The sequence below is a fragment of the Providencia sp. PROV024 genome, from assembly GCF_032709665.1.
In the GTDB taxonomy this organism is placed as follows: domain Bacteria; phylum Pseudomonadota; class Gammaproteobacteria; order Enterobacterales; family Enterobacteriaceae; genus Providencia; species Providencia huashanensis.
On sequence record NZ_CP120545.1, the window covers coordinates 1,292,892 to 1,309,284 of the forward strand.

A 16,393-nucleotide genomic window follows, 5' to 3' on the forward strand; every position below is an offset into this window, starting at 1 on the left:
CAAACTCTTATTGCTTATGATCAGTGAATTGAATGGTTACAGGCATTCCTTGACGTAATGCCTCATCTGCATCATTGACAACAATGCGTAGCCGATAGACTAAATCAGTTCTTAAATCAGGTGTCTGTACACTTTTAGGGGTAAATTCGGCGGTCGGCGAGACAAAACCAATGGTACCGTGGTAAGGCTTATCTGGCCGGCTATCAGTACGTAAAAGTACTTCTTTGCCCGGTACTGCCTCACCAAGATGGGGTTCACTGACATAGGCTCTGACCCAAACAGGGTTTGTGAGTGTCACGCTAAATACGGTATTGCCTGAATTAATGATAGTGCCAGGCTCAATAGCCCTAGTTAATATTGTACCGGTGGAGGGGGCGGTTAAAAGAGTATCTTGTAAGTCCAATTCAGCTTGTGCAACAGCAGCTTCAGCCTGCAACCATTCGCCCCTTGCGGCGGCTATTTCTTCTTGGCGAAAACCACTTTGATATTGATTGAGTTTATCTTGTGCGGCTTGGAGTGCGGCAAAAGCTTGATTGCGATTATTTTTTGCATTATCTAGCTCATTGGCTGAAATAACGCGTGAAGCTGCTAGCCCTTGCTGGCGCTTATAAAAATTATCCGCATATTGCCAAGCGGCTTGTTTCTGTGCGACTTCAGCTTCAACTTGAGCAATTTCTTGAGTACGGTAACCACTTTCTTTTAATGCTAACTGAGCCTTCGCGCTATCACGTACCCCTTTAGCTTTATTTAATGCATTGATATAAGGGGCATCATCAAGTTGACCTAGTTTATCCCCTGCAACAACGTGTGCACCCTCATCGACATTTAAAGACGCCAGTTTTCCAGGTACACGGAAACTAAGGTTAACGGTTCTAACATCAACATTACCATAGAGTGTCAATGTATTCTCTTGCTGAGATTGGTAATAGTAATAACCTCCAGCGGCAATACCGATTAATATGACAATAATTAGAACAACTGCGGAACGGTTTTTATTGTTCATAGCTAACCTTACTTAAGAGCCTGTGATATGAAAAACGGATATTGGTGTTAGAGGCTGTTGATTTTTGATGCTCGGTTTCTGTTTGAAAGACGGCGAAAATCATCAGCCTCTAGTGATAATCAACGTGAATATTTCACTTTAATTAATGATATCACTTTTCATGTTGTTTGCGATGACGTAAACCAGCTAAAAGTATATTAGTATGCTCAATAAGAACTTGATTAATAATTTCAAATTCATTTTCATTGATATGTTTCCAACCCGTTTGCCGTAACAATGTTTCCCGTGCAATGCGAAATGACAGGGTTTCACCAAGAATAGCATGGGTGTGGATAAGCGTCGTTAAATGGTTGGGGTCTGCACCAATATAGAGGGCGATAAGCCGGTTTAATCGTGAGTGTATTGGGCCTAAAGCATGTTCATGAATGATGGTATATGCTTCAGTTGGATTGAGCTGTTCGCGCGCTAATATACGCGAAAAACTCAAATTTTTCTTTTCGAGTTGAAAATAGTTATACGCAATTACAGTCCGTTGCAGTAAATCTAAAGCATCCTCAGGTTTTTGAGTTGCTATCGGTTTTTCTAAAAATTGATCAATTGCCAAGAAAACATCACTGAAATCATCTTTGATATTTTTGGCTATAAGGTGGGCAACGGCTAAGTAAAGCCCTTCTTTTGAACCAAAATAGTAAGATATTGCGGCGATATTTTGCCCTGAAGCTTGTGCAATTTTCCGTGTTGTTGCGCCATCAAGGCCTTGCTCTCCATAGACATCAGCAGCTGTGTGCAGCAGTTGTGTTTTTGCGTTTTCTCCCCGCAAAGTTTGCGATGAACCTGTATTCATAAACATTCCTTTTAAAAATCAGAATTAAATAACACCCAATAAGCTCTTAATTGGCTTTTATGTTTATAAGGGACAAAAAACGACATCTCATAGTATTGTGTAAGTATATATACTATATAGGGGGGATTTTATATTAATTTATTAACCAAACTAAATTAATATATTTATCATCTGCAAATAATGTTAGAATTTGGTGATGTCGCACGGCAGTTTGCGCTTTTTCCTCTGACTCACTTCCCCCATAACTGCCAAAATCTATTGAAAGCGGTGAAGCCCGGAGTAATTTAATTTGACTACTTTTTCAGACCTCGCATTAAACGAGGAAATCTTGCTTGCCATTAATGAATTAGGCTATGAAAGCCCAACGCCAATTCAACAACAAGCGATCCCAGCAGTGCTTGCAGGAAGCGACCTTTTAGCCAGCGCACAAACAGGCACCGGTAAAACTGCGGGTTTTACGTTGCCAATTTTACAAAAACTGGTTACTACTCCTCGTGCTGGGAATAATCGTAAGCCAATTCGCGCATTAATTTTGACGCCAACAAGGGAGCTTGCGGCACAAGTTGCTGAAAATGTAAAAGAGTATAGTCGTCATCTACGTATTCGTTCGTTTGTGGTTTTTGGCGGTGTAAGTATTAATCCTCAGATGATGAAGTTACGCGGAGGCGTGGATATTTTAATCGCGACCCCAGGGCGCTTGTTAGATTTAGCTCATCAAAATGCGGTTGATCTTTCTCAAGTAGAAGTATTTGTGTTAGATGAAGCTGACCGCATGTTAGATATGGGGTTTATTCATGATATCCGCCGAGTTATTAATAAATTACCTAAAAAACGTCAAAATTTATTATTTTCTGCTACTTTTTCAGATGAAATTAAGCAGTTAGCAAATAAGTTACTGAATAACCCAGTGACCATTGAAGTGGCTCCTCGTAATTCAGCTTCTGAACAAATTACTCAGTATGTTCATTTAGTTGATAAAAAACGTAAATCGGAATTACTTTCTTTTATGATTGGTCGTGAGAATTGGCAACAAGTTTTAGTCTTTACTCGGACAAAACATGGGGCTAATCGTCTAGCTGAGCATTTGAATAAAGACGGTATTAAGGCTGCGGCTATTCATGGTAATAAAAGCCAAGGTGCTCGTACACGTGCTTTAGCCGATTTTAAATCGGGGGATATTCGAGTCTTAGTTGCAACCGATATTGCAGCACGAGGCTTAGATATTGAACAACTGCCTTATGTTGTAAATTTTGAGCTGCCTAATGTTGCTGAAGATTATGTACATCGTATTGGTCGTACTGGCCGTGCTGAAGCGACAGGTATGGCGGTTTCATTAGTGTGTATTGATGAAGCTAAATTGCTTAAAGATATTGAAAAATTACTTAAAAAGCCGATTCCAAGAATGTCTGTAGAGGGCTACGAGCCGGACCCTTCTATTAAAGCGGAACCTATTCAAAAAACACCACAACGTGGTGAGCGCCGTTCGAGTGGGGCTTTTAGCAATAAACCTCGTCGTACCAATGTATCCACGGCTAAGCCTAGTACGGGGAAAACGTTGAGTTCGCCATGGAAAAATGCACAGAAAAAAGCTAAACAAGGTCGTCACGAAGGTTAACTGATTTAACTAGTCGTATTAAAAAAGTGGCTCAGCACGATGTTTATTACATCGGTTGAGCTACTTATTTTGATATAGCTTTCCCCTCGCTAAAACTCTTCGTTGCCATTTCCCCATTAAGACGCTCATTCTTATGATAATTCTTCTGCTTATTTACCAACGAAAATGTATTATAGGCGGCAATTGATTAGGTTAAGTTTTATGTCACACGTTAATATTAATATTCTAAAGGTGCTTTATTTAAGGCAATTAAATGTATGAAATTTCTTTTTACCTTATGGCGTTTTTGGGTGAGTAATTTATGCGTGTTTTATTAGCTCCGATGGAAGGGGTTTTAGATCCTCTAGTTCGCACTTTACTTAGTGAAGTTAATGATTATGACCTTTGTATTACCGAATTTATTCGAATAGTTGATACTTTATTGCCGGCAAAAACCTTTTATCGCCTATGCCCTGAACTAAAGTATAAAAGCCGAACTCCTTCTGGGACTTTAGTACGGGTGCAATTATTAGGGCAACACCCACAATGGTTAGCTGAAAATGCGGCTAGAGCTATAGAACTAGGTTCATATGGTGTCGATTTAAATTGTGGTTGCCCCTCTAAAACAGTGAATGGCCATGGCGGTGGAGCAACATTATTAAAACAGCCTGATTTAATCTATAACGCAGTCAAAGCGATGAGAGCAGCAGTACCTAAACCGTTACCGGTTTCGGCTAAAGTTCGTCTTGGCTGGGATAATAGTGACCTTGCTTATGAAATTGCAGATGCGGTTCAACAAGCAGGTGCAACAGAACTAACTGTTCATGGGCGAACGAAAGAAGATGGTTACAAAGCAGAGCGAATTAATTGGCATGCAATAGCTGAAATTCGTCAGAAACTTACGATCCCTGTTATCGCTAATGGGGAAATTTGGGATTATACCAGTGCTCAGAGTTGCCTTAATATTACAGGTTGTGATGCAGTAATGATTGGGCGTGGAGCATTGATCACCCCGAACCTGAGTCGTGTGATTAAGCATAACCATAAAAAAATGCCGTGGGAGCAGGTTGGGTTATTACTATTAAAATATACGGAGTTAGAAAAACAAGGGGATACAGGTAATTACCATGCAGCTCGTATCAAGCAATGGCTTGGTTATTTACGTAAAGAGTACCGGCAAGCAGACGAATTATTTTCCCAAGTAAGGTCTTTAAAAAATGCTCAACAGATAGCACAGGTCATAACGGAAATAGTTAGCCATTGATGATGAACACGAATAATTATCAGGAGTTAATAGTTGCTAAATTGGCTTATAGGGTCTTTACTTATTTGATATGGTAGTGGTTTAGTTAACTTATTTACTACTATTATATAAGATTTTTAGAATATTACTGTGCAACAACCTAGTCTAGGAGGAGTAAGATGGGAGTTATTGCTTGGATTATTTTTGGTTTAATTGCAGGTATCTTAGCTAAGTGGCTAATGCCAGGTACTTACCATATGGGGTTTATTATGACCACTGTGCTAGGGATCGTTGGTGCGGTTGTTGGTGGGTACATTAGCACCTTCTTTGGCAAAGGGAAGGTTGACGGCTTCAACTTTGGTAGTTTTGTTGTCGCTGTTATCGGGGCAATTGTGGTGCTGTTCTTAGCGGGTATATTTGTAAAATAACGCTTTCTTAGTTAGTAAAATCTATTATATAAGCCACTCAGACAAGTTAGTGGCTTATATCTTTTATGGGGTATCGAAAAAGGTTGATTAGTTATGGCTCTATAGGAAGGCCATTATCCTGCCCCCATTGTGCCCATGAACCATCATACAACCGTACATTATGGTTACCCAAAAGTGTAAGGGCCATCAACACTACAGCTGCGGTCATCCCAGAGCCACATGTTGTCATTGATGGTGCATTAATATCAACACCTTGCTCATTAAAAATGGCTTTCAGTTGTTCTGGGGATTTAAACATACCATTTTCAACCAGTAGGTCCCACGGGACATTTTTGCTGCCGGGAATATGCCCCATACGTAACCCTGGGCGAGGTTCTGGTGCTTGAGCTAGAAAGCGAGCAGTGGCACGGGCATCAATAATTTGGATTTTACCATCATGAACAATATCAAGTACTTGTTGCTGGTTCAGTGCATTACTGTCTTTACGTGAGGCTGTGAATTTTTTAGTTTCAGGAGGGGGAACCTCACCAGATTGAACAGTAAATCCTGCAGCTTTCCATGCATCGATACCGCCCGCTAAAATTTTAACGTTATTGCAGCCCATAGTGGTGAAAGTCCACCATGCTCTAGGCGATGAAAATAAATTATTTTGTGAGTAAATAATAACTTGCGTCTCATTGCCTATACCCATCATTCCAACGGCGTGGCTGAATACTTCAGCGCTTGGTAGCATATGAGGTAAGTCACAGGATTTATCGGCGATTTCATCTTGATGAAAAAACTGAGCGTTAGGAATGTGCTCTTCTAGATAACGTTGACGGCAGTCATAAGGAGCGGTTGGTGGGGGAGATGAGGCATCAAGTACAATGATATTGCCATCAAACAGATGTGCGTTTAACCATTGAGGGGTTACAAAATAGTCGTTGTACATAAGCTATCTCCATGCTGGTTTGATAAATGACTCTAAATTATTGCACTTGATTAGGTGCTGGTAATACTGAGGGGGATTGTTGTTGCCCCTGTTCAATAGGTGTCGTTGAACGAGTGTAAATATTCATGCCAGCTAAAACAATGCCGCCTACTGAGCCAAAAGCACATAATGCGCAAAGTGCGATAACAACCTTTTTCATTTTCTGTGGCCTGCGTAATCATAGTAGTAATAAGAACACAAAGTATAACTGGATGAGTGTTGCAAACAAGTTAAAAGCTGCTTTTTCTGCGTATGAGTTGGTGTTTTGCAAAAGGCTTCCCAATTTTTATGTATAATGGTGTTTAATACAGTAGTTTTGCGAAGCGCTTGGCAAACAAATTGTTTTGGCGTTCCCTTCTGTTTTCAGATTCATTATCTTTTATCTTAACTTTGGTCATCTGCATAACTTATGTCCCTGTCGAATAAAATTAAAGAACAAATAACCCAGTGGTATAAGGGGCTGTCATCACAAATTGATGGGTTTATTCCCCGAGCACCACAACGTCAGATGATAGCGGAAGTAGCAAAAAATTTGGCAGATGATGACGGTCGCCACCTTGTTATTGAGGCGCCGACAGGGGTGGGGAAAACGCTGTCTTATTTAATACCTGGTATTGCAGTGGGAAGAGCCGAAGGTAAAACGCTAGTCGTCAGTACGGCAAATGTGGCGCTGCAAGACCAGATTTATAGCAAAGATTTGCCGTTATTGAGCAAAATTATTCCTGATTTGAAATACACTGGCGCATTTGGCCGAGCACGTTACGTTTGCCCTCGCAATTTAGCCGCAATCTGTGCGGCAGAAGGCGAGCAAATTGACTTAATGCTATTAGTGGAAGATAAAACAGAGGTCGCAAATAGCGAAGAGCGGGCTATCTGCCAACAGCTTAGCCATGATTTCCAAAGTTTTGCATGGGATGGCCTAAGGGACCACCATAAGCGCTCTTTCAGTGATAACTTATGGCGTAAAGTCAGCACAGATAAAATGAATTGTTTAGGCCGAAATTGCCAATTTTACCAGCGCTGTCCATTTTTTATTGCTAGACGGGAAATTGAAGATGCAGATGTTGTGGTTGCAAACCATGCATTAGTGATGGCGGCGATGGAAAGCGAGTCGGTGCTACCTGATCCTAAAAAATTATTACTAGTACTTGATGAAGGGCACCATGTTCCTGATGTCGCAAGGGATGCCCTTGAAGTTGAAGGTGAAATTACGTTAGTTCAATTAACTGCTCAGCTTGATAATTTTATTCATCATGTAGGGCAATATATGGGGCAGTTTCGGCCAGTAAAGCCGCCAAAATTAGCTAATCCGGAGCGGCTACAACAACATGCTGAAAAATTACGAGAGTCATTTCGTGATTTTTCTATGTTAGCGAATGCTTTACTACCTGAAACGTCGAAAGAGAATGAATATTTATTTCCTCTAGGGGTACTACCAGAGCCAATGCAGTTAAGTTGCCAAATGCTCTTTAAGCAAACGGATGCTCTAAAAGGGTTAGCAGAAGCGATATTAAACGATTTAACTGAACAAACGGCAAAGCAAGACATTGTTCGCTTACATCGCTCTATTTTAACAACTAGTCGGGCTATGGGTTATTTTGAAAATATGGCAAAGCTTTGGCGTTTGGCAGCCTTAGACCAAAGCTCAGGGGCGCCAATATCTAAATGGCTAAGTCGGCGCTATGAAAAAAACCAATCACGCGTCTTTATGCATTGCGCGGGGATCCGCGTTAGCGAGCAATTGCAACATTTACTGTGGCGAAATGTCCCACATATTGTGATTACTTCGGCAACGCTTAGGTCTCTAAACAGTTATTCACGTTTTATGGAACTGACAGGGCTATCAGAAAAAAATGATGATCGTTTTGTCACCCTTTCTTCGCCTTTTAATCATATTGAGCAAGGGAAAATTATTATTCCTCAAATGGAATATGAGCCAACTATTCATAATGAAGCTCAGCATTTAGCTGAAATGGCGGCATTTTTCCGTGAGCAGTTTATAAAAGATACTCACCGTGGGGTCTTGGTATTGTTTAGCAGCCAACGTGCAATGGAAGGGTTCCTTGAGCATGTTAAAGACCTACGGTTACAGCTTTTAGTTCAAGGGGATCAGCCTCGCTATCGGTTAGTCGAAACACATTGTGAAAGAATTAACCAAGGGCTATCCAGTGCTTTGGTTGGTTTGCAATCTTTTGCGGAAGGGTTAGATTTAAAAGGTGAGTATCTTACCCAAGTCCATATTCATAAGATTGCATTTCCTCCGGTAACAAACCCTGTGATTATTACAGAAGGTGACTGGCTAAAGTCATTGAAACGTTACCCTTTTGAAGTACAAAGTTTACCAAGTGCTTCATTTAATTTAATCCAACAGGCAGGTCGGCTAATTCGTAGTCATGAATGTTATGGTGAAATAATTATTTATGATAAACGCTTACTGACAAAAAATTATGGAAAGCGTTTATTAAATGCTTTGCCTGTATTCCCTATTGAACATCCTAAAATGCCTGAAAAACCATAGGGAAGTCATTCGGTTTATATCGCTATTGGTCTATTTTAGAAAAATATCAATGGTGATATAAAAGTAGTAAATATTGGTTTTTAAGCAAAAATAAAAGGCCACATTGCTGTGGCCTTCGGTCAATTAAAATTGACTCTAGGGTACGACATTACTCAATATTTGCTTCTAAGAACCAAAGGAATTTATCCATATCACGGGAAGCTGCGGTAAACATATCAGCGGTGTCTTCATCTTCGACTTCATCAATGGCTTTACGGATATCATTTGCCACAACAGCATAGCGATCAGCTAAGGCTTTTAAGTGGTCTTGTACACTGTGAATATTGATAGGGTAAGCCTCTAAAGAGGTAAAACGATTAACCTCTTGGGTTGTACCGATTGCTACGCCACCTAATTGGACAGCACGCTCAGCAAATTCATCTAAGTGTTCCACAAGGGTTGACCTAAAGCCGTCTAACATTTCATGAACTGCAATAAAGTTACGACCACGCATATTCCAATGTGCTTGTTTAGTCATCAAAGAGAGATCGGTAAAATGGACTACCATAACATTAAGGATACCAATGGTTTCCAATTTTACGCTATCTTCCATATCATTACGGGTATATAAAAGTTCAGTTGAAGATGCTTTAAATAATTTAGCTGTGCTCATGATTCATCCTCTCTTAAATATGAATTTGTTTAATAACCTCATCTGCTAATAAATATAAAATATTAAAGTGTATTTGTCATAGCGTAATAAACGATTAATTTAATAGGTCTATCCGATATGCTTTAATTCATTGTGGATGTTGAGGATTAATTGTTTTTTGCAATAAGTGCTATAGATGTAATTAATGAATATTTAAATATTAAAATAAAAATAACAAATGATTATTTCAAACAGATGAATAAATCTTTACATCAAAAAAGGCTAATAAACACAGGAAAGACAGTCTTTATTAACCTAATGTACTAATTAGCCTATTTTACAATAGACTAAGAAACTTTCTCAATTTTTGATTTAGGCGTAGCGGTCGAGGTAGAGCCTATCGAAGCGCAAACGATACACAATAAAGCTAGCCATTGAGTCATTGTTAAGTGTTCTTGTAAGAAAACAATACCTAAAAATGCCCCCATACAAGGTTCAAGGCTCATTAGCGTACCAAATGTACGAGCTGGTAAGCGTGTGAGTGCAATCATTTCCAATGTATAAGGAAATGCGGTCGATAAAATGGCTACCGCTAATGCAAGAGGCAAAATAGAAGGGTCAAACATGACTTCAAACCCTGTTTGCATTAAACCTATCGGGAAGAAGATCATGGCCGAGATAAATGAACCGATAGCTACAGTTGCTGCGCCATAACCGGCTCCTGCTCGCTGACCAAAAATAATATAAATCCCCCAACAAACACCAGCTCCTAGCGCATAAATAGCACCTAGTGGGTCAATGGAATTAATATTATCGCCAATAGGCAGTAAGAATAATAACCCAGTTATAACAAGAGCTATCCAAAGGAAATCGATAGGTCGGCGAGATGAAAACATCGCGACCGCTAAAGGCCCTGTGAATTCTAATGCAACTGCTATCCCTAATGGAATCCGCTCTAGTGACAGATAAAATAGGTAGTTCATCGTACCTAAGGATAAACCATATGTGAGCAATGGGACGAGTGAGCTTCTTCTGAACTTTAAGCGCCAAGGCTTGAAAATAATAAAGAGTATAATTGTAGCCAGCAATAAACGTAAACCAGTAACACCGGGAGCGCCGATAACAGGAAATAAAGTTTTAGCTAAAGATGCACCGCTTTGAATAGAGGCCATTGCAAGCAGTAATAACCCTATAGGCAATAGCGGCAGAGCGCTCTTTTTTGTGTCGGCAGACATAAATAAGTAAACCTCGGAAAACGTAACTGAGTTGGTAATAAATATTTAGAAAATAAGTATTTGGTTATGAAAAATAATTTCTTAATGATTATCTCATAAAAACAAGAGGCTTTATATTTCTTTATTGCCAATAACCTTCTACCCTAGGGGATAAAGTGCTTTATAGCTAAGTTTAGATTAAGAGTAATGCTATAAGCAAAAATTTATAATAATTTCATTATGACAAATAATGTAGGGTTGAGCTTCTATATTAGGCTCGTATAATCCTCTTTTCTAAAAAAGTCATAATCAAAAAGGGAAATGAGGGTCAAATGGGAAAAATTAAAAGCGTTGCCGTCTATTGTGGTTCAAGCATGGGAAAACATGAAATCTATCAGCAAAAAGCGATAGAGTTTGCTAAAGAGATGGTTAAACGTGATATCACGTTAGTTTATGGTGGGGCGAGCGTAGGAATTATGGGAACCATTGCTGATACCATCCTTGCTTTAGGGGGGAATGTTGTTGGGGTGATCCCATCGTTATTAGAAGAGCGGGAAATTTCGCATAAAAATTTAACACATCTGTATAAAGTAGACACTATGCATCAACGAAAAAATAAAATGATTGAGCTTGCGGATGCATTTGTTGCTTTACCGGGGGGCTATGGCACTTTGGAAGAATACGCAGAAGTCTTCACATGGAGCCAAATTGGCTTACATACTAAGCCTTGTGCTCTGTTTAATATCAATAATTATTGGCAGCCATTAGTTGATATGACTAATAAGATGGCAGATGAAGGTTTTTTACATGAAAAATATCGTCATATGGCAATAGTTGATGATTCCCCAGAGAGGATACTAAATAGTTTTGAATCATATATTGCGCCGCCAGTTAAAACTTACGACTAACGTCTCTTCTTAATGCAATAAACGGAAAGAACGATGATAAGACTAGCGATAAAAAGCGATGTAGGGGCTATTTCATCACTTTATCAAATTTTATTTGCGGAAATGGCTGCATTTGACCCTGAACGGATTAAGCCAGCTCAGCAAGCTCTTGAGTTTATTGAGAATGCAATAACTGATGATAAATTTCATCTGTTAGTAGCTGAATTTGAAGGTGAAATTAAAGGGTTTTGTATTGCTCAACAACAATCTGCCGATCCTTATAATTGCATCGTCCCTAGAAACTTTGGTTATATCTTTGATTTGGTAGTTGCCCCGAATTTTCGTGGTAAAAAAGCAGGTCAAGAATTATTAAATGGCATGAAATCGTGGGCGAAGAGCAAACAATTTAGCCACCTAGAACTCTCAGTGCTGGCACAAAATCGCCAAGCCATTAAGTTTTATGAACGAGAAGGATTAACCGAGATCAGCCGGACAATGGGGATTAAACTTTAGTTTGGTGTTAAATCAACTTTTCCTTCTGTGTTATTAATCCGCTAAAAACAGCACAAGATCTAAGCGGCGTAATATGGCATAATGCGCCGCTATTTATACCTGCTGTAATCTATGTACTCAAATGACTGGCGTGTGAAATTTATTTTGTTATCCAAATACCCATTTTGGGGGATTTCCGTTCGCTTACGCTGTTGTCATATAAACTTATTCATCGCAGGTTATTTTACACCGTTTAATTTAAGGCATAGCAGTGTTAACAACGAACAATATCACTATGCAGTTTGGCAGTAAGCCGCTGTTTGAAAATATTTCAGTTAAATTTGGAACTGGTAACCGTTATGGTTTGATCGGCGCAAATGGCGCAGGTAAATCGACATTTATGAAGATCTTAGGTGGTGACTTAACGCCAACTTCAGGAAATGTGAGTACGACAGATCCAAATGAACGTATTGGTAAACTTCGCCAAGATCAGTTCGCATTCGAAGAATACACTGTGCTAGATACAGTAATTATGGGTCATATCGAACTGTGGAATGTGAAGCAAGAACGCGACAGAATCTATGCACTTCCTGAAATGAGCGAAGAAGATGGTTATCGAGTTGCTGACTTAGAAGTCGCTTACGGTGAAATGGATGGCTACAGTGCGGAAGCTCGAGCTGGCGAATTATTACTCGGTGTGGGTATTCCTGTTGAGCAGCATTATGGGCCAATGAGCGAGGTTGCTCCAGGTTGGAAATTGCGGGTACTTTTGGCGCAAGCATTATTCTCTGACCCAGATATTTTATTGCTTGATGAGCCGACGAATAACTTGGATATCGATACTATCCGTTGGTTAGAGCAAGTATTGAATGACCGCAATTGCACAATGATCATTATTTCCCATGATAGGCACTTTTTAAATACGGTGTGCACACACATGGCGGACTTAGATTACGGTGAATTGCGTTTATTTACCGGTAATTATGATGAATATATGATTGCTGCGACACAGGCTCGCGAACGCTTACTTTCTGATAACGCGAAGAAAAAAGCGCAAATTGCTGAACTACAATCTTTTGTGAGCCGTTTTAGTGCAAATGCTTCTAAATCGAAGCAAGCAACTTCACGGGCTCGTCAAATTGACAAAATTCAGCTTGATGAAGTTAAAGCTTCTAGCCGTCAAAACCCATTCATTCGTTTTGAGCAAGAGAAAAAACTATTCCGTAATGCGCTTGAATTAGAAGCAGTAACAAATGGTTATGACCAAGGTCCACTATTCAAAAATGTCAATTTACTGTTGGAAGTGGGCGAGAAAATGGCCGTGATCGGTGCCAATGGTATTGGTAAGACGACTTTCTTAAAAACACTGATGGGCGAACAACCAGCCACCAGTGGTGTGGTTAAATGGTCTGAAAACAGTAAGATAGGCTATTATGCACAAGACCATGCCGAAGATTTTGAAACAGACCTAACTGTTTTTGACTGGATGAGCCAGTGGAAAAATGAAGGTGATGATGAGCAAGCGGTACGCAGTATTTTAGGTCGCTTGTTGTTCTCTCAAGATGATATTAAGAAAAAAGTTAAAGTATTATCGGGTGGTGAACAAGGCCGTATGCTGTTTGGTAAGTTGATGATGCAACAGCCGAATGTGTTAATTATGGATGAACCCACTAACCACTTGGATATGGAATCTATTGAGTCATTAAACTTAGCCCTTGAAATGTATAAGGGGACGCTAATATTTGTTTCCCATGACCGTGAATTTGTAAGTTCACTAGCAAGTCGCATTTTAGAAATCAAAGAAGATAAAGTTATTGATTTCAAAGGAAGTTATGATGAGTATCTAACTAGCCAAGGCGTAGTGCTCTAATCATATTTTAACTTTTAGTATCGATTGAGTATGCTCAGTCACTAAAAAGCCCCCCAATTATTGGACAATCCATTTGGGGGGCTTTTTTATTTAAAGAAAGCTAATGCTTACTTAGTTCTTCTTAACAAATTCAGATTTCAGCTTCATTTGGCCAAAACCGTCAATCTTACAATCAATATTATGGTCACCTTCGACTAAACGGATCCCTTTCACACGGGTACCGATTTTCAGCATTGAAGAACTGCCTTTGACTTTAAGGTCTTTAACTACAGTGACAGTATCGCCATCAGCTAATAGGTTGCCATTGGCATCTTTTACAATGAGCTCATCAATATCAGCTTCAGGCTCGGCATCATTCCATTCATGCGCACACTCAGGGCAGATATACATATCATTATCAGTATAGGTGTATTCAGACTGACATTTAGGGCAAGGAGGGAATTGCATATTCATACTCTCAGTAACGTTATCAAAATAATAAACTGTGGTAACAGCGCTAGCCGTAAATGCCACAAAAGAGGGATAGTATAAGGTGAAAGGGCAAAAAAAATATTTTTTCAGATTATTCTTAATTTACTGCAAATGTAATGGAAAGGCGAGAAACTTCCCGCCTAATTGAACTTGGTTTGATTATTAGTGTTGACCGCATACTTCGCAATGTGGGTCTTTAGTTAGCTTAAATTGGCGAAAATCCATAGTCATAGCATCAAATAGCAACACTTTCCCCGAATTTACTTGGCCATAGTTAGCCAGTAATTTAATCGTTTCCATCGCTTCCAAGGTACCAATAGTGCCAACTAAAGGCGACATCACACCAGCCTCGACACAAGTTAAACTATTTTCTCCAAATAACCGGCTTAAGCAGCGATAGCATGGGGTATCATCTTGATAAGTAAAAACGGACAATTGACCTTCCATGCGAATAGCTGCACCGGAAATAAATGGTTTTTTATGAGGTAAACATAAACGATTTAACTGCTCACGAATGGCTACATTGTCGGTGCAGTCTAAGACCACATCATGGCGTTTAATTAATTCATCAAGCTGTTGGTCATCTAATTGCATATTAACTGTGTCAATACGAATATGCGGATTGATAGCACTAAGCTGCGATTTAGCTGAATTAACTTTAGGCTCACCAATAGTTGCATCGCGGTGCAAAATTTGCCTTTGCAAGTTTGATAATGACACCGTATCAAAATCAACCAAGGTTAAGTGACCGACTCCAGCTGCCGCAAGGTATTGGGTCGCTGCGCAACCTAAGCCACCTAGACCGATAACGAGCGCATGGCTGGATTTGAGTTTTTCTTGCCCGTCAAAATCAAACCCGCGTAAGATAATTTGGCGGTTGTAACGCAGCATTTCGTCATCACTGAGTTCTTGCACGATAATTATTCGCTTTTCAATAAGTAGTTAAACATTTCAACTTCGACCATTTCTCCCGCTTCAACTCGACCGCGTTCTCTTTCTAATACGATAAAACAGTTCGCTAAGCTAAATGAGCTAAATACATGCGACCCTTGGTGGCCAGTAGTGGCGACGTGTAATTGCCCTTGTTCGTCGGCCGTTAAAATACCACGTTGGAAATCAAGGCGGCCCGGTGTCTTTTTCAGTGGTGTAGTGACGGGTACTTTAAAACGCAGCGGTGTACACCATTGGCTGTGCCCTGAGAGGCGGGCGATCAGCGGTTGTACCAACTGATAAAAGGTTAATGCAGCAGAAACTGGGTTTCCTGGTAGACCGCAAAACCATGAAGAGCTGAGTTTGCCAAAAGCAAAAGGTTTCCCCGGTTTTATTGCCAACTTCCAAAAGCCAATCGAACCAAGCTCATCTAAAATTTGTTTGGTATAGTCAGCTTCCCCCACAGAAACACCACCGCTACTGATCACTAAATCTGCTTGTTGGTCGGCTTCGATAAAAGTCTGTTTTAGTTTCTCTGGGGAGTCGGGGATCACGCCAAAATCTAATATTTCACAGTTGAGTTTTTCGAGCATCAGGCGAACGGTAAAACGGTTAGTGTCATAAATTTGCCCGTCAGCTAATGGTTGGCCAACAGCCTGTAGCTCGTCTCCGGTGGAGAAAACGGCAACTTTTAAACGGCGATAGACGGTCACATCAGAAATGCCTAATGACGCAATAAGGGGTAATTGCGCTGTTGTCAGTAATGTGCCCGCAGGGAACACTGCGCTACCTTGGGCAATATCTTCCCCCGCTTTACGAATATTACTGCCTTTTTTAATTGGCTGTGTGAATATAATACCCTGCTCAGTTTGCTCTGTTGATTCTTGCATAACTACGGTATCAACGCCTTGGGGAATTGGAGCTCCGGTCATAATACGGATACAGCAACCTGCTTTAAGCTCCCCCTCCATCGGTTTACCTGCAAAAGATTTACCGGCAACTGGCAATGGGGTTTTGCCATCCCAATCAGCAAAACATAAACCATATCCATCCATCGCAGAATTATCAAATGGTGGAACATTAATCGGGGAAATCAGGTCAGTGGCGATAATACGTTGAGCTGAGCTGGTCAGTGGAATGATCTCTGTGCCTGTCACGGTTTTAGTGTTAGAGAGTAGCTTTTCTAATGCAAGCTCTAGAGAAATCAAATCGTTAGTATGACACTGATCCATAAATAATAACCCTCATTATTGTTATATGCCTTGAGGCTAAAAATGTGTTGGTAATGCATATTATGG

The 16,393-nt window shown here is 40.1% G+C and carries 16 protein-coding genes; 7 read left to right on the forward strand and 9 right to left on the reverse strand.

Translation table 11 applies throughout. The features are described 5' to 3' along the window. Window positions 1–7: 7 nt before the first annotated feature. Window positions 8–1,003 carry a secretion protein HlyD gene (hlyD, locus tag P3L56_RS05900; protein WP_042846595.1) on the reverse strand — a complete coding sequence of 332 codons (996 nt, stop codon included), beginning with the start codon at window positions 1,001–1,003 and terminating at the stop codon, window positions 8–10. 151 nt (window positions 1,004–1,154) lie between these two features. Beyond that, window positions 1,155–1,853 carry a transcriptional regulator CecR gene (gene cecR, locus P3L56_RS05905; RefSeq protein WP_173424819.1) on the reverse strand — a complete coding sequence of 233 codons (699 nt, stop codon included), beginning with the start codon at window positions 1,851–1,853 and terminating at the stop codon, window positions 1,155–1,157. A 283-nt stretch (window positions 1,854–2,136) separates the two neighbouring features. Here cecR and rhlE point away from each other — a divergent pair, with 283 nt between their 5' ends. The 3 genes from rhlE to P3L56_RS05920 all read left to right on the forward strand — a co-directional run bounded on the left by rhlE (window position 2,137) and on the right by P3L56_RS05920 (window position 5,112). Then, entirely contained in the window at window positions 2,137–3,462 is a 1,326-nt protein-coding gene (gene rhlE, locus P3L56_RS05910) for an ATP-dependent RNA helicase RhlE (RefSeq protein WP_210832004.1), read from the forward strand. A 301-nt stretch (window positions 3,463–3,763) separates the two neighbouring features. After that, on the forward strand, window positions 3,764–4,705 hold the full coding sequence (gene dusC, locus P3L56_RS05915) for a tRNA dihydrouridine(16) synthase DusC (protein WP_048606503.1): 942 nt from the start codon (window positions 3,764–3,766) through the stop codon (window positions 4,703–4,705). 158 nt (window positions 4,706–4,863) lie between these two features. Next, the gene (locus P3L56_RS05920) at window positions 4,864–5,112 is read left to right on the forward strand and encodes a GlsB/YeaQ/YmgE family stress response membrane protein (protein WP_042846591.1); all 249 of its coding nucleotides are present in this window, start codon (window positions 4,864–4,866) and stop codon (window positions 5,110–5,112) included. Between the two features lie 91 nt (window positions 5,113–5,203). On the opposite strand, the gene sseA is transcribed toward P3L56_RS05920, so the two are convergent. Then, a complete protein-coding gene (sseA, locus tag P3L56_RS05925; RefSeq protein WP_042846590.1) occupies window positions 5,204–6,043 on the reverse strand; it encodes a 3-mercaptopyruvate sulfurtransferase in 840 nt (279 codons plus the stop codon). Window positions 6,044–6,080: 37 nt separating this feature from the next. Next, window positions 6,081–6,242, reverse strand: a complete 162-nt coding sequence (locus P3L56_RS05930; RefSeq protein ID WP_164975526.1) for a hypothetical protein — start codon at window positions 6,240–6,242, stop codon at window positions 6,081–6,083. A gap of 249 nt (window positions 6,243–6,491) precedes the next feature. Between P3L56_RS05930 and dinG the strand changes: the two genes are divergently transcribed. Further along, window positions 6,492–8,600, forward strand: a complete 2,109-nt coding sequence (gene dinG, locus P3L56_RS05935) for an ATP-dependent DNA helicase DinG (RefSeq protein ID WP_042846589.1) — start codon at window positions 6,492–6,494, stop codon at window positions 8,598–8,600. 148 nt (window positions 8,601–8,748) lie between these two features. Here the strand turns inward: dinG and dps are convergent, their stop codons facing one another. Then, window positions 8,749–9,252, reverse strand: a complete 504-nt coding sequence (gene dps / locus P3L56_RS05940) for a DNA starvation/stationary phase protection protein Dps (RefSeq protein WP_042846588.1) — start codon at window positions 9,250–9,252, stop codon at window positions 8,749–8,751. A gap of 326 nt (window positions 9,253–9,578) precedes the next feature. Then, complete coding sequence (gene rhtA / locus P3L56_RS05945; protein ID WP_042846587.1) at window positions 9,579–10,466, reverse strand: threonine/homoserine exporter RhtA; 888 nt, start codon at window positions 10,464–10,466, stop codon at window positions 9,579–9,581. Between the two features lie 311 nt (window positions 10,467–10,777). On the opposite strand from rhtA, the gene P3L56_RS05950 reads away from it, so the two are divergent. The 3 genes from P3L56_RS05950 (at window position 10,778) to P3L56_RS05960 (ending at window position 13,694) form a co-directional block, all read left to right on the forward strand. Further along, entirely contained in the window at window positions 10,778–11,353 is a 576-nt protein-coding gene (locus P3L56_RS05950; RefSeq protein ID WP_210831671.1) for a TIGR00730 family Rossman fold protein, read from the forward strand. 33 nt (window positions 11,354–11,386) lie between these two features. Continuing rightward, the gene (locus tag P3L56_RS05955) at window positions 11,387–11,845 is read left to right on the forward strand and encodes a GNAT family N-acetyltransferase (RefSeq protein ID WP_042846585.1); all 459 of its coding nucleotides are present in this window, start codon (window positions 11,387–11,389) and stop codon (window positions 11,843–11,845) included. A gap of 250 nt (window positions 11,846–12,095) precedes the next feature. Continuing rightward, window positions 12,096–13,694 (forward strand): ABC-F family ATPase, encoded by a 1,599-nt coding sequence (locus P3L56_RS05960; protein ID WP_042846584.1) that lies wholly within the window; start codon window positions 12,096–12,098, stop codon window positions 13,692–13,694. 111 nt (window positions 13,695–13,805) lie between these two features. Here P3L56_RS05960 and P3L56_RS05965 read toward each other — a convergent pair whose 3' ends face one another. The 3 genes from P3L56_RS05965 to moeA form a co-directional block, all read right to left on the reverse strand. After that, on the reverse strand, window positions 13,806–14,141 hold the full coding sequence (locus P3L56_RS05965) for a zinc ribbon domain-containing protein YjdM (protein ID WP_042846644.1): 336 nt from the start codon (window positions 14,139–14,141) through the stop codon (window positions 13,806–13,808). Between the two features lie 186 nt (window positions 14,142–14,327). Beyond that, window positions 14,328–15,080: a molybdopterin-synthase adenylyltransferase MoeB gene (moeB, locus tag P3L56_RS05970; protein WP_370661212.1), complete on the reverse strand. Its 753-nt coding sequence runs from the start codon at window positions 15,078–15,080 to the stop codon at window positions 14,328–14,330. 5 nt (window positions 15,081–15,085) lie between these two features. After that, window positions 15,086–16,327: a molybdopterin molybdotransferase MoeA gene (moeA, locus tag P3L56_RS05975; protein WP_042846582.1), complete on the reverse strand. Its 1,242-nt coding sequence runs from the start codon at window positions 16,325–16,327 to the stop codon at window positions 15,086–15,088. Between the last annotated feature and the right edge of the window lie 66 nt (window positions 16,328–16,393).